Raw genomic sequence first — 12,795 nt, forward strand, 5'->3', positions numbered from 1 at the left:
CTCGGCACCGGTCGGGTCCCACTCGGAGACCCGACCGTACCCAGGGATCGTAGATCCGCTGGGCGCCGGCCGCTGTCCGGCGAGCGGGCGCCCGGCCCGTCCGCCAGCCGCCGCCGGCCCGGCTCAGAAGCCCAGCTTGCGCAGCTGCTTCGGGTCGCGCTGCCAGTCCTTCGCCACCCGTACGTGCAGGTCGAGGTAGACCCGGGTACCGAGCAGCTCCTCGATCTCGCGGCGGGCCCGGGTGCCGACGTCCTTGAGCCGGCTGGCCCGGGCACCGATGACGATCGCCTTCTGGCTGGGGCGCTCCACGTAGACGTCGGCGTAGATCTTGATGAGCTGCCCCTCGGGGATCATCTCCTCCACCACCACGGCGATGGAGTGCGGCAGCTCGTCGCGGACCCCCTCCAGCGCCGCCTCCCGGATCAGCTCGGCGACCATGACCTGCTCGGGATCGTCGGTGAGCATGTCGTCCGGGTAGAGCTGCGGCGACGGCGGTAGGTACCCGGTCATCACGTCGACGAGCGTGTCGACCTGGTGGCCGGAGACGGCGCTGACCGGCACCACGTCGGCGAAGTCGCCGAGTTCGGCGACCGCGAGCAACTGCTCGGCCAGCCGCTTCCGGTCGACCAGGTCGGTCTTGGTCACCACCGCCAGCACCTTGGCCTTGAGTTCGGCCAGCTCGCCGGTGATGAAGCGGTCGCCGCGCCCGATCGGCTCGTCGGCCGGGACGCAGAGGCCAATCACGTCGACCTCGCTCCAGGTCTGCCGGACCAGGTCGTTGAGGCGCTCGCCGAGCAGCGTACGGGGGCGGTGCAGGCCGGGCGTGTCGACGAGGACGAGCTGCGAGTCGGGCCGGTGCAGCACGGCGCGGATGACGTGCCGGGTGGTCTGCGGCTTGCTCGACGTGATCGCGATCTTCTGCCCGACGATCGCGTTGGTCAACGTCGACTTGCCGGCGTTGGGGCGACCGACGAAGCAGGCGAAACCGGCCCGGTACGGCTCGGCCTCCTGGGCGCGCTGGTTCCGGGCGGTCATGTGGTGACCGTACCGAGCAGGGTGCCGTCCGGCGCGGCGACGTGGACGGGCGCGTCGGTGGCCAGGTCACGCACGGCGGCGTGGCCGGCCCCGTCGAGCGTCGACGCCTCGGTCACCACCGCGGCGGCCTCCAGCCGGGTGGCCCCGGCGGCCACCGCCGCGGCGACGGCGAACTGCAACGCGGTGAGCGCCAGCGAGGGCAGCGCGACGGTCGCGCCCGCGTAGGTGCGGCCGTCCTGGTCGCGCACCGCGGCCCCCTCGACGGCACCGACCCGCGCCCGCGCGCTGCGGGCCAGCGTCACCAGCTTGGCGTCCTCGGCGCTCAGTTCGGCCGCGCTCGGGCCGGAGAGCCCGTCCGGCGCGGTGGGTACGACGGGCGACTCAGGCATCTGCGGGTTGCCTCTCCTCGGCACGGTGGGAATTCGATCGCGACTCGGCCCCGTCGGGCCGGCCGCCACGGTCGGGCTCGTCGCCGTCCTCGACCCGGCGGACGAGCACGGAGTCGATGCGGTTGCGGCGACCGGTGGTGCCCTCGGCGATCAGGCGCAGTCCGGCGACCTCGGCCTCGGCCCCGGGGATCGGCACCCGCCCCAGCGCCTGGGCGAGCAGGCCGCCCACGGTCTCCACCTCGTCGGCGGGCAGCTCGACGTCGAAGAGTTCGCCCAGGTCCTCGACGGGGAGGCGGGCGGTGACCCGGACGTCGCCGTCGTCGAGGTGCTGCACCGGGGGCCGCTCCACGTCGTACTCGTCGGTGATCTCACCGACGATCTCCTCCAGGATGTCCTCGATGGTGACCAGGCCGGCGGTACCGCCGTACTCGTCGACCACGATGACCAGGTGGGTACGGACCGCCTGCATCTCCGAGAGCAGGTCGTCGACGGGCTTCGACTCGGGAACGAAGGTCGCCTCCCGCATGAGGTCGCTCACGGGCAGGTCCTGCGCGGCGTCGGCGCCCTGGGCGCGGCGGATCAGGTCCTTGAGGTAGAGGACGCCGAGCACGTCGTCCACGCTCTCGCCGATCACGGGGATGCGGGAGAACCCGGAGCGCAGGAAGAGCGTCAGCGCCTGGTGCGGGCGCTTGTGCGCCTCGATCCACACCATCTCGGTACGCGGGACCATCACCTCGCGCGCGATGGTGTCGCCGAGCGCGAAGACCGAGTGGATCATCTGCCGCTCGCCGTGCTCGACCACACCGCGCTGCTCGGCCAGGTCGACCAGCTCCCGCAGCTCGACCTGGGTGCCGAAGGGCCCCTCGCGGAAGCCCTTGCCCGGGGTGACCGCGTTGCCGATCAGGATCAGCAGCGAGGCCAGCGGGTTGAGCACCCGGCCCAGCCAGCGGACCAGCGGCGCGGTGGTACGCCCGACCGCGTACGCGTGCTGCCGGCCGAGGGTACGGGGCGCGACGCCGACGACCACGAAGCTGACCACCGTCATCGCGCCGGCGGTGACCAGCGCGGCCGTCCAGCCGGCGCCGAACGAGTCGACGGCGACCAGGGCGACGAGCGTGGTGGCGGTCAGCTCGCAGAGCAGCCGCAGCAGCAGGAGCAGGTTGAGGTGCCGGACCACGTCGGTCGCGACGATCTGCAACGTGCGCGCGCCGCGTACCCCGTCGCGGGCGAGTTCGCCGGCGCGGGCCGGGGAGACGGCGGCCAGCGCGGCCTCCGTCATGGCGAAGAGGCCGGCGAGCACCACCAGGCCGGCCCCGGCGAGGATCAGCTGGACGTCGGGTAGACCGGCGGCGGCGTCACCGGCCGCGGAGAGGGGCATCACCGCGCTCGCGTGGCCCGCCAGCCGGACAGCAGTCGCGCCTGCAGCGCGAACATCTCCCGCTCCTCCTCCGGCTCGGCGTGGTCGTAGCCGAGCAGGTGCAGCACGCCGTGCACGGTCAGCAGGTGCAGCTCGTCGGCGGTCGAGTGACCGGCGCCGGCGGCCTGCTTCGCCGCGACCTCCGGGCAGAGCACGATGTCGCCGAGCAGGCCCGGCTCGCCGCTGCTCACCTCGCCCGGACCGTGGTCCACGCTGCCCTCGTCCATCGGGAAGGCGAGCACGTCGGTCGGCCCGTCCCCGCCCATCCAGCGGTGGTTCAGCTCGGTCATGTAGTCGACGTCGACGAGCAGTACGGAGAGCTCGGCGAGGGCGTTCACGCCCATCTCGTCGAGGGCGTAGCGGGCCACGGCGAGCACGGCATCGGTGTCGACGTCGGCACCCGACTCGTTGGCGATCTCGATGGACAACTGTTTCCCCTGCTTACTAGCGGCGCCGGCCGGTCCGGCCGCCGTGCGCGGCGCGGCCTGGTACCGCGTGCACGCCCTGACCCTGCTGGGTCTCCCGCTCGGCGTCCCAGCGGGCGTACGCGTCGACGATCTCGCTGACCAGCCGGTGGCGTACCACGTCGGAGCTGGAGAGCTGCGCGAAGTGCACGTCCTCGACCCCCTCCAGGATCTCGCGCACCACGCGCAGACCGCTGGTGGTTCCGCCGGGCAGGTCGATCTGCGTGACGTCGCCGGTCACCACGATCTTGGAGCCGAAGCCCAGTCGGGTGAGAAACATCTTCATCTGCTCGGGCGTGGTGTTCTGCGCCTCGTCGAGGATGATGAACGCGTCGTTGAGGGTACGGCCCCGCATGTAGGCCAGCGGGGCGACCTCGATGGTGCCCGCGGCCATCAGCTTCGGGATCGAGTCGGGGTCGAGCATGTCGTGCAGCGCGTCGTAGAGCGGCCGCAGGTACGGGTCGATCTTCTCGTTGAGCGTGCCGGGCAGGAAGCCCAGCCGCTCCCCCGCCTCGACGGCGGGACGGGTCAGGATGATCCGGTTGACCTGCTTGGCCTGGAGCGCCTGCACGGCCTTGGCCATCGCCAGGTACGTCTTGCCGGTACCCGCGGGGCCGATGCCGAAGACGATGGTGTGCCCGTCGATCGCGTCGACGTACCGCTTCTGACCGAGGGTCTTGGGGCGGATGGTGCGACCGCGACGGGAGAGGATGTTGAGCGTGAGGACCTCGGCGGGCCGCTCGGTGCTGCCCTGTTCGAGCATCCCGACGGTACGCCGGACGGCGTCTGTGGTCAGTGTCTCGCCCTTCTCGATCAGCTCAAGCAGCTCGGTGAAGAGCCGCTCGGCCAGCGCGTTGTCGCCGGGGGCGCCGGTGATAGTGATCTCGTTACCGCGGACGTGCACGTCACTGTTGATCGAGCGCTCCACGAGCCGCAGGATCTCGTCTCCCGCGCCGAGCAGGTTAACCATGATCTGCGAATCAGGAACCGTGATCCTGGTCTGCACCCGGGCCTGGCCCGGAGAGGGAGTTCCGGTCATAGGTCGGGCCCGCGGGCCCTCCGCCACCTGCTCTCGATCTCGGTGCCGCGCCCCACTGGCGCAACGTGCGAAGTCTGCTGCCATCGTATCGGGTCAACGCCGCCGGCACCCGGCCCATTTCCGGCTGGTCGGCGCCGCGAGCGGGGTCCGGGCGGCCCCGGCGGCGGCTGCCGGGGCAACCGGACATCCCGCCCCGAACCGCCCGGCGGGCGCGGGCCGCCGACACGGCCGGCACCGCCACCGACCCGCCGCGCGCCCGGCGGTCAGTCCGGGGCGCGAAAGTCGAACCGGTCGAAGGTCTCCTGGTTCCGGGTGAAGCGGTAGGTGGCCCAGTGCATCCGCACCACCACGCCGTGCTCGTCGCGGGTCAGCCGCAGCAGCTCGCCGACCTCCCGCCCCGAGACGGTACGCAGCACGTCGGGCTGGTCGGGCAGCGGCGCGAAGACCGCCGGGGGCCTGCCGACCGGGTCGCCGGCCCCCCGGGCGCGCAGCGCGCCGTCGCGCCACGAGAAGACGTACTCGTAACCCTCGCCCCACCAGCGGCCGAGCAGCCCGCGGTAGCGCTCCGGCGCCGGCTCGCCCGGAGTCCACGGCGCGATGTCGGCCGGGTCCTCCTCGGCCGAGACGGCGAGCAGCCGGTGCGGCAGCTCCAGGCTCGCGCTCGCGGTGCCGGACGAGGCGAGCACGGCCACGCCCATCGCGGGGGGCGTGCCGGCGCCGCCACGGCGGCCGTAGACGCCGGCCAGGAAGCCCGGCATGGCGCCGTCGTGCCCGACGTGCGTCACCCGCGGCGGCTCCTGCGGGATCAGGATCAGCCCGAGCCCGAAGCCCACGCTCCAGAGCGCCTCGTCGGTGACGGTGAGCGGCCAGCGCATCTCGTCCAGCGTCTCGGAACGCAGCACCGCCGCGCCGGGGTCCACCGCCGCCGGGTCCGCGAGGAAGGCCGCCCAGCGGGCCATGTCCGGCGCCGTGCTCCAGAGCTGGGCGGCCGGGGCGACCGCCGAGAAGTCGGTGCCCGGCTCGGGCCGGGCGTGATCGGAGTACGCGTCGACCAGGAACCCGGTCGCGGCCTCGGGACCAGGGGCGACGTCGGTCCCGGTGAGCCCGAGCGGGGTCAGGATCCGGTCGGCGAGCACCTCGGCCCAGGTGCCGCCGCGCAGCCGCCCCACCGCGTGCCCGAGCAGCGCCATGCCCAGGTTCGAGTAGTGGTAGCGCCGGGCCTGCGGCAGCACCCGCTCGGCCCGGTCGAGGTCGGCGAGGAGCTGCTCCACCCCCGGCGGGCGGAGCGTGTCCCAGACGTCGCCGACGGGCTCGCGCTGCAGCCCGGAGGTGTGCGAGAGCAGCCGCCGTACGGTCAGCTCGCCATGGGCCGGTACGTCCAGGTGCCGGCCGATCGGGTCGTCGAGGTCGAGCAGCCCGTCGTCCCGGCACTGGAGCACCAGTACGGCCGTGAAGGTCTTGGTCACCGAGCCGATCCGGAAGCGGGTCCCCGGGCCGAGCGGCGCCGGGTTGCCGGAACCGCCGACGGCGAGGCTCCAGAGTGGACGGTCGGCCCGGTGCAGCGCGACCGAGAGGGCCGGTATCCGCGCCTCCGCCTGGACCTCGCGCACCATGCGCTCCAGCCGGCGGTTCACCTCGGTCATCGGCCCCTCCCCGTGGAAACCTGGCCCCTGAGAAACCCGGCGAGCATACCGCCGGGACGGATCCGGACGGCCCGGGAGCCGCCCGGCCAGGATTCGCGCCACGCCCCGGGATCGCCGCGGTCCGGCCGGGCCGCCGCCCCGGTTCAGCCGGTGAGCGCGCGCCGCCGCGGTCAGCCGGCCACCATCGGGCCGATGGGTGCCCCGCCGAGCAGATGGGCGTGGGCGTGGAAGACCTCCTGCCCGCCGTACTCGCCGGTGTTGAAGATCAGGCGGAAGCCGTCGAGCAACACCCCCTCGCTCTCGGCCACCGCGGCGACGGTCTCCAGCAGCTCGCCGCCGAGCGCCGGGTCGGCCTGCGCCAGCGTGGCGACGTCGACGTAGTGCTCCTTCGGGATCACCAGCACGTGCACCGGAGCCTTCGGGTTGATGTCCCGGAAGGCGAGGGTGGTCTCGGTCTCACGGACGACGGTCGCGGGGATGTCGCCGGCGACGATCTTGCAGAAGAGGCAGTCGTTCTCCATCCCGGGATGCTATGCCCGCGCCGTCCGGGGCGGGTGGCGCGGGCGCGCCGCCGGCCGGGCGTACGGCATGATGATCGGGTGGCAGGACGAGCGGTACTGGTGACGGGCGCCTCCCGGGGCATCGGGCGCGAGGTGGCGATGGCCTTCGCGCGGGGCGGCGACCGGGTCGCCATCCACCACCGCGACTCCGCCCCGCTGGCCGAGCAGCTGCGCGACTCGCTGCCCGGCTCGGGACACCTGGTGGTCCAGGCCGACCTCGCCGACCCCGAGGCGGTGCGCACCGCCGTCGACGGCGCGGCGGAGTCCCTCGGCGGGCTCGACGTGCTGGTCAACAACGCCGGCCGGTGGGGTTCCCACCCGGTGCTGGAGACCTCGTACGAGCAGTGGCAGCAGCAGTGGCGTCGCATCCTCGACACGAACCTGGTCGGCCCGGCGAACGTGATCTGGTGCGCGGTACGGCACCTGCGGGCGAGCGAGGCCGGGCGGATCGTGAACGTCTCGTCCCGGGGCGCGTTCCGGGGCGAGCCCGACGCCCCGGCGTACGGCGCGAGCAAGGCCGGTCTCAACGCGCTCGGCCAGTCGCTGGCGATCGCCCTCGCCCCGTACGGGATCGCCGTGGCCACCGTGGCGCCCGGCTTCGTCGAGACGGACATGACCAACGAGCACCTCAAGTCGGCGCGCGGGACCGAGGTCCGGGCGCAGAGCCCGTTCAACCGGGTGGCGCGGCCCGACGAGATCGCCGCCGCCGTGCACTGGCTCGCCTCGCCCGAGGCGGAGTGGGCCTCGGGCACGATCGTGGATCTCAACGGGGCCTCCTACCTGCGCAGCTGACCAGGCCCGGCCGGGCACAGGGCGGCCGTCGACCGGCCCGGCCGGGCACAGGGCGGCCGTCGACCGGCCCGGCCGGGGCACGGGGCGGCAGCTGACCAGGCCCGGCCGGGCACAGGGCGGCACCGGGGGCGCGGCCGGGGAGCGGCCGGGGGCCGTCGATAGGTAGTTCGCGGGATAATCCGCCACGGACCCAAATCGGTAGACTCGCGGGCGTGACCGCCATGACGCCGACCCGCAGCGAACCGGACCTCTCCTTCCTGCTCGACCACACCAGCCACGTCCTGCGCACCCGGATGGCCGCCGCGCTCGCCGAGATCGGGCTCACCGCGCGCATGCACTGCGTCCTGGTGCACGCGCTGGCGGAGGAGCGGACCCAGATCCAGCTCGCCGAACTCGGCGACATGGACAAGACCACGATGGTGGTGACCGTCGACGCCCTGGAGCAGGCCGGCCTCGCCGAGCGGCGGCCGTCCCGCGCCGACCGCCGCGCCCGGATCATCGCGGTCACCGAGGAGGGCGCCCGGGTGGCCGTACGGAGCCAGGAGATCGTCGACCGGGTGCACCAGGAGGCGCTCGCCAGCATCCCCGCGGACGAACGGGAGGTGCTGCTGCGCGCCCTGGATCGCCTGGCCACCGGCCACCTGGCCGAGCCGGTCGAGCACTCCCAACCGGCGCGGCGCGCACGCCAGCGCGGAAACTAGATCCCAAAGGGATCGTCTGCAACAGAACTATCTGCTACGGTCCCTCTTGTGTCCACTTCACCCGGGGACCACGCGTCCCCTTCGCACGTTTCGTCCGTGTCCCGGTCCCGCTGGCTCGCCCTCGGGATCCTCGCCTCGGCGATGCTGATGACGATCCTCGACGGCAGCATCGTCACCGTGGCCATGCCGGCCATCCAGCACGACCTGTCCTTCTCCCCCACCGGCCTCAGCTGGGTGGTGAACGCCTACCTGATCGCGTTCGGCAGCCTGCTGCTGCTCGCCGGCCGGCTCGGTGACCTGGTCGGCCGCAAACGGGTCTTCCTCGCCGGAACGGCCGTCTTCACCGCCGCCTCGCTGCTGGCGGGCGCCGCCACCGGCCCCGCCACGCTCGTCGCCGCCCGCTTCCTCCAGGGCGTCGGCAGCGCGCTGGCCACCGCCGTCAGCCTCGGCATCCTGGTGACGCTCTTCGACCGGCCCGGGGAACGGGGCCGGGCGTTCGCGGTCGTCAGCTTCACCGGAGCCGCCGGCGCCGCGCTCGGATCGGTCCTCGGCGGCCTGCTCACCGACGCGCTCGGCTGGCACTGGATCTTCTTCATCAACCTGCCGATCGGGCTCGCGACGCTCGCGCTCGCCGTACCGGTGCTCCCCGCCGACCGCGGGCTCGGCCTCGCCGCGGGCGCGGACGTGGCGGGCGCCCTGCTGGTCACCGCCGGGCTCGTGCTCGGCATCTACGCCGTGGTCGGCATCGAGACGTACGGCTGGGCCGCGCCGCGCACGCTCGGGCTCGGCGCCGCCGCCGCGGTCCTGCTCGCCGCGTTCGTCGTCCGCCAGGCCACCGCGCGCGACCCGCTCATGCCGCTGCGGATCTTCCGGTCCCGCGCGGTGACCGGCGCCAACCTGGTGCAGGTACTGGTGGTGGCCGCCTGCTTCGCGTTCCAGGTGATCGTCGCCCTCTACCTCCAGCGGGTGCTCGGCTACGGCGCCACCGCGACGGGTCTGGCCATGCTCCCGGCCGCCACGGCCATCGGGGTGGTCTCGCTCGGCTTCTCGGCCCGGCTCAACGCCCGCTACGGCGAGCGCCGGATGCTCCTGGTCGGCCTGGTGCTGCTGATGGGGGTGCTCGGGCTGCTGATACGCGTCCCGGTGCACGCCGACTACCTCGTCGACCTGCTTCCGGTCATGCTGCTCACCGCCGGCTTCGGGCTCACGCTGCCGGCCCTGACCGCGCTCGGCATGTCCGGCGCGCGCGACGAGGACGCCGGCCTCGCCTCCGGCCTCTTCAACACCACCCAGCAGATCGGCATGGCGCTCGGCGTGGCCGTGCTCTCCACCCTGGCCGCCGCCCGCACCGACCGGCTGCGGGCGGGCGGCGCGGCCGAGGCGGCGGCCCTCACCGGCGGGTACCACCTGGCCTTCGCGGTCGGCACCGGCCTGCTCGTCGCCGCGTTCGTGGTCGCGTTCACGGTGCTGCGCCAGCCGGCGCGGCAGCCGTCCGCAGCCCCGGGGCGGTCGCCGGCACCCGCCACCGCCGGCGAGCGGCCATGACGCGGGGCTGAGCGCCGGAGCCACGAAGAACGCGGCCAGCGGCTCGACGGGTCACGCCCGGGTGCCGGCACCCGGGCCGGCTCACCAGCGGCCGAGCCGGGCGGAGAGGACCGCCAGGGCCGCGACCCCGGCGGTGGACGTGCGCAGTACCGCCGGGCCGAGGCGTACCGGCACCGCGCCGGCCGCCGCGAACGCCTCAAGTTCGGCCGGCGCGATCCCGCCCTCCGGCCCGACCACCAGCACGACCTCACCCGAGCCGGGCAGGTCGACCGTGGCCAGCCGCTGCTCGGCCTCCTCGTGCAGCACGAAGGCGGCGGTGGCGGCGCCCAGCCGCGCGGCCACCCGCCCGGTCGACTCGTCCGGCGATCCGGCGACCACCGGGAGCCAGGGCCGCCGGGCCTGCTTCGCCGCCTCCCGGGCGGTGGCGACCCACCGGTCCCGGGCCCGGGCGCCCCGCTCGCCCCGCCACTGGGCCACCGACCGGGCCGCGCCCCAGGGGACGATCTCGTCGACCCCCGCCTCGGTCATCGCCTGCACCGCGAGTTCGCCCCGGTCGCCCTTGGCGATCCCCTGCACGACGACGAGGCGCGGGTCGGGCGGGTCCACGTACCCGACGGAGTTGATCTCCAGTTCGAGGCTGCCCCGGCCGACGGCGGTGACCACGGCACGCGCCGTGCCACCCCGCCCGTCGGCGAGCAGCAACTCCTCGCCGGCGCGCAGTCGCTGCACCGTGGCGGCGTGGTGGCCCTCCGGCCCGCCCAGGGTGCAGCTCCGCTCGGACGGCAGCGACTCGACCAGGAAGAGCGGCAGGGACACGGCAACAGGTTACTGATCCGCCGGCCCCCGCCCCGCGCGGGCGGCGCGCCCGTGACCGGGGGCGAGGACCGGGAGGCGGGTCAGCGGGTCAGTGGCCGTTCCAGGCGTCGCGGACCCGGGAGAAGAAGCCGCCCTGCTTGCTCAGCTCCGCGACCTCCTCGCCGCGGGTCTTGGCGAACTCGCGGAGCATCCGCTCCTGCTCGCCGTCGAGCTTGGTCGGGGTACGCACGTCCAGGTGGACGAAGAGGTCACCGCGACCGGTACCGCGCAGGTGCGGTACGCCGCGGGCGCGCAGCCGCAGGGTGCTGCCCGGCTGGGTGCCCGGCTTGACGTCGACGGTCTCCTCGCTGTCCAACGTCTTGATGGTCAGCCGGGTACCGAGCGCCGCGGCGGTCATCGGCACCGTGACGCGGCAGTGCAGGTCGTCGCCCTTGCGGGAGTAGACGTCGTGCGGCCGCTCGTGGATCTCGACGTAGAGGTCACCGGCGGTACCGCCGCCGGGGCCGACCTCGCCCTGCTGGGCCAGCCGGATCCGCATGCCGTCCTCGACGCCCGCCGGGATCTTGACGGTGAGCGAGCGGCGGGTCCGGACCCGCCCGTCGCCGGCGCAGGTCGGGCACGGGTGCGGGATGACGGTGCCGTAGCCCTGGCAGACGGTGCAGGGCCGGGAGGAGACCACCTGGCCGAGGAAGGTCCGCTGCACCGACTGGACCTCACCGCGACCACCGCACGCCTCGCAGGTGGCGAGGTGGGTGCCGGCGGCGGTACCGGCGCCGGAGCAGGTGGTGCAGAGCACGGCGGTGTCGACCGTGATCGGCGCCTCGACCCCGAACGCCGTCTCCTGGAGGTCCAGTTCGAGACGGATGATCGCGTCGGCGCCGGGCCGGGTGCGCGGCCGGGGGCCGCGGCTCTGGCCGGCCGCGCCGAAGAACGCGTCCATGATGTCCTGGAATCCGACGAACGGCCCACCGGCTCCCGGACCGCCCGCGCCGGCCCCGCCGCCGCCCGGGGCGAGCGGGTCACCGCCCAGGTCGACGATCTGCCGCTTCTTGTCGTCGGTGAGGACCTCGTACGCGGCGTTGATGTCCTTGAACTTCTCGTGGGCCTCCGGATCCGGATTGACGTCCGGGTGGTACTGCCGCGCCAGCTTGCGGTAGGCGCGCTTGATCTCGTCGTCGGAGGCGTCCCGGTTCACACCGAGAATGCCGTAGTAGTCCCTGGCCACAGCGTTCCGTGTCCCCATGTCTGTCTCGCGTTACCGTCCGCCGGTCGTCAGGTGGGCTTTTCGATCAGTTCTGCGCCAGCAGGTCGCCGACGTAGCGTGCCACGGCACGAACCGTGGCGATGGTGCCGGGGTAGTCCATGCGGGTCGGCCCGAGCACACCCAACCCACCGACGATAGTGGCTCCCGGCCCGTAGCCGGTGCTGACCACCGAGGCCGCCCGCAGGTTGTCGATCTCGTTCTCGTCGCCGATGCGTACCCGCAGGGTGCTCGGCTCGACCTCCCCGATCAGTTTGAGGAGGATGACCTCCTCCTCCAGCGCCTCCAGGATCGGGCGCAGCGAGCCCTGGAAGTCGAGCAGGCCGCCGCGGGTGAGGTTGGCGGTGCCGGCGAGCGCGATCCGCTCGTCCTGCCGCTCGACGAGCGTCTCCAGCAGCACGGTGGAGAGGCTCGTCATGGCGCCCTTCAGATCCGGGGCGGCCTCCTCGACCAGCGCCTGGATCAGTGGCGGGGTGTCCGAGAACCGGGTGCCGCAGAGCTTCTCGTTGATCACCCGGCGCAGGTCGGTGACGTCGTCGGCGGGGATCGGCGCGGGCAGCTCCACCAGCCGCTGCTCGACCCGGCCGGTATCCGCGATCATGACGGCCATCAGCCGGGTGGTGGAGATCGGCACCAGCTCCAGGTGACGCAGCGAGGAGCGGGTCAGGCTCGGGTACTGCACCACGGCCACCTGGCGGGTCAGCTGCGCGAGCAGCCGGACGGTGCGGTGCACCACGTCGTCCAGGTCGACCGCGCCGACCAGGAAACGCTCGATCGCCCGGCGCTCGGCCGGGGTGAGCGGCTTGACCCGGGAGAGCCGGTCCACGAAGAGGCGGTAGCCGCGGTCGGTGGGGACCCGCCCCGCACTGGTGTGCGGCTGGCGGATGTAGCCCTCTTCCTCCAGGACGGCCATGTCGTTGCGTACGGTGGCCGGCGAGACGCCGAGCTGGTGGCGCTCGACCAGCGCCTTGCTGCCCACGGGTTCCTGAGTGGCGACGTAATCCTCGACAATTGCTCGCAGCACGTCGAGTTTGCGGTCGTCGAGACCCATGTCCACCTCCCTACGACCGGAAAAGGTCGCCGTACGTACGCGTACCGACACCCACCTGCTTGGCACTCGAATGTAACGAGTG

The 12,795-nt window shown here is 73.5% G+C and carries 13 protein-coding genes; 3 read left to right on the top strand and 10 right to left on the bottom strand.

Annotated elements, in window-relative coordinates; all coding sequences use genetic code 11:
- Positions 1–123: 123 nt before the first annotated feature.
- The 7 genes from era to AB0J86_RS22885 all read right to left on the bottom strand — a co-directional run bounded on the left by era (position 124) and on the right by AB0J86_RS22885 (position 6,508).
- Entirely contained in the window at positions 124–1,035 is a 912-nt protein-coding gene (era, locus tag AB0J86_RS22855) for a GTPase Era (protein WP_363859612.1), read from the bottom strand.
- Positions 1,032–1,424: a cytidine deaminase gene (locus tag AB0J86_RS22860; RefSeq protein WP_363859613.1), complete on the bottom strand. Its 393-nt coding sequence runs from the start codon at positions 1,422–1,424 to the stop codon at positions 1,032–1,034. The genes era and AB0J86_RS22860 overlap by 4 nt, the downstream gene beginning before the upstream one ends.
- A complete protein-coding gene (locus AB0J86_RS22865; RefSeq protein ID WP_363859614.1) occupies positions 1,417–2,802 on the bottom strand; it encodes a hemolysin family protein in 1,386 nt (461 codons plus the stop codon). The genes AB0J86_RS22860 and AB0J86_RS22865 overlap by 8 nt, the downstream gene beginning before the upstream one ends.
- On the bottom strand, positions 2,802–3,269 hold the full coding sequence (gene ybeY / locus AB0J86_RS22870; RefSeq protein WP_363859615.1) for an rRNA maturation RNase YbeY: 468 nt from the start codon (positions 3,267–3,269) through the stop codon (positions 2,802–2,804). The genes AB0J86_RS22865 and ybeY overlap by 1 nt, the downstream gene beginning before the upstream one ends.
- 16 nt (positions 3,270–3,285) lie before the next feature.
- Positions 3,286–4,344 (bottom strand): PhoH family protein, encoded by a 1,059-nt coding sequence (locus tag AB0J86_RS22875; protein ID WP_363859616.1) that lies wholly within the window; start codon positions 4,342–4,344, stop codon positions 3,286–3,288.
- Positions 4,345–4,607: 263 nt separating this feature from the next.
- The gene (locus AB0J86_RS22880; protein WP_363859617.1) at positions 4,608–5,987 is read right to left on the bottom strand and encodes a serine hydrolase domain-containing protein; all 1,380 of its coding nucleotides are present in this window, start codon (positions 5,985–5,987) and stop codon (positions 4,608–4,610) included.
- A 170-nt stretch (positions 5,988–6,157) separates the two neighbouring features.
- Positions 6,158–6,508, bottom strand: coding sequence for a histidine triad nucleotide-binding protein (locus AB0J86_RS22885; RefSeq protein ID WP_363859618.1), 351 nt, complete (start codon positions 6,506–6,508; stop codon positions 6,158–6,160).
- Positions 6,509–6,586: 78 nt separating this feature from the next.
- On the opposite strand from AB0J86_RS22885, the gene AB0J86_RS22890 reads away from it, so the two are divergent.
- From AB0J86_RS22890 to AB0J86_RS22900, 3 genes are all read left to right on the top strand, one after another.
- Positions 6,587–7,339, top strand: coding sequence for an SDR family oxidoreductase (locus AB0J86_RS22890; protein ID WP_363859619.1), 753 nt, complete (start codon positions 6,587–6,589; stop codon positions 7,337–7,339).
- A 221-nt stretch (positions 7,340–7,560) separates the two neighbouring features.
- On the top strand, positions 7,561–8,040 hold the full coding sequence (locus AB0J86_RS22895) for a MarR family transcriptional regulator (RefSeq protein ID WP_363859680.1): 480 nt from the start codon (positions 7,561–7,563) through the stop codon (positions 8,038–8,040).
- Positions 8,041–8,136: 96 nt separating this feature from the next.
- Positions 8,137–9,585, top strand: a complete 1,449-nt coding sequence (locus tag AB0J86_RS22900; RefSeq protein WP_363859620.1) for an MFS transporter — start codon at positions 8,137–8,139, stop codon at positions 9,583–9,585.
- 81 nt (positions 9,586–9,666) lie between these two features.
- Here AB0J86_RS22900 and AB0J86_RS22905 read toward each other — a convergent pair whose 3' ends face one another.
- The 3 genes from AB0J86_RS22905 to hrcA form a co-directional block, all read right to left on the bottom strand.
- Complete coding sequence (locus AB0J86_RS22905) at positions 9,667–10,401, bottom strand: 16S rRNA (uracil(1498)-N(3))-methyltransferase (protein ID WP_363859621.1); 735 nt, start codon at positions 10,399–10,401, stop codon at positions 9,667–9,669.
- An 88-nt stretch (positions 10,402–10,489) separates the two neighbouring features.
- Positions 10,490–11,626 carry a molecular chaperone DnaJ gene (dnaJ, locus tag AB0J86_RS22910; RefSeq protein WP_363859622.1) on the bottom strand — a complete coding sequence of 379 codons (1,137 nt, stop codon included), beginning with the start codon at positions 11,624–11,626 and terminating at the stop codon, positions 10,490–10,492.
- A 64-nt stretch (positions 11,627–11,690) separates the two neighbouring features.
- Entirely contained in the window at positions 11,691–12,713 is a 1,023-nt protein-coding gene (gene hrcA / locus AB0J86_RS22915) for a heat-inducible transcriptional repressor HrcA (RefSeq protein ID WP_363859623.1), read from the bottom strand.
- Positions 12,714–12,795: the final 82 nt, after the last annotated feature.

The organism is Micromonospora sp. NPDC049559 (assembly GCF_040676675.1).
GTDB lineage: Bacteria > Actinomycetota > Actinomycetes > Mycobacteriales > Micromonosporaceae > JBFAPK01.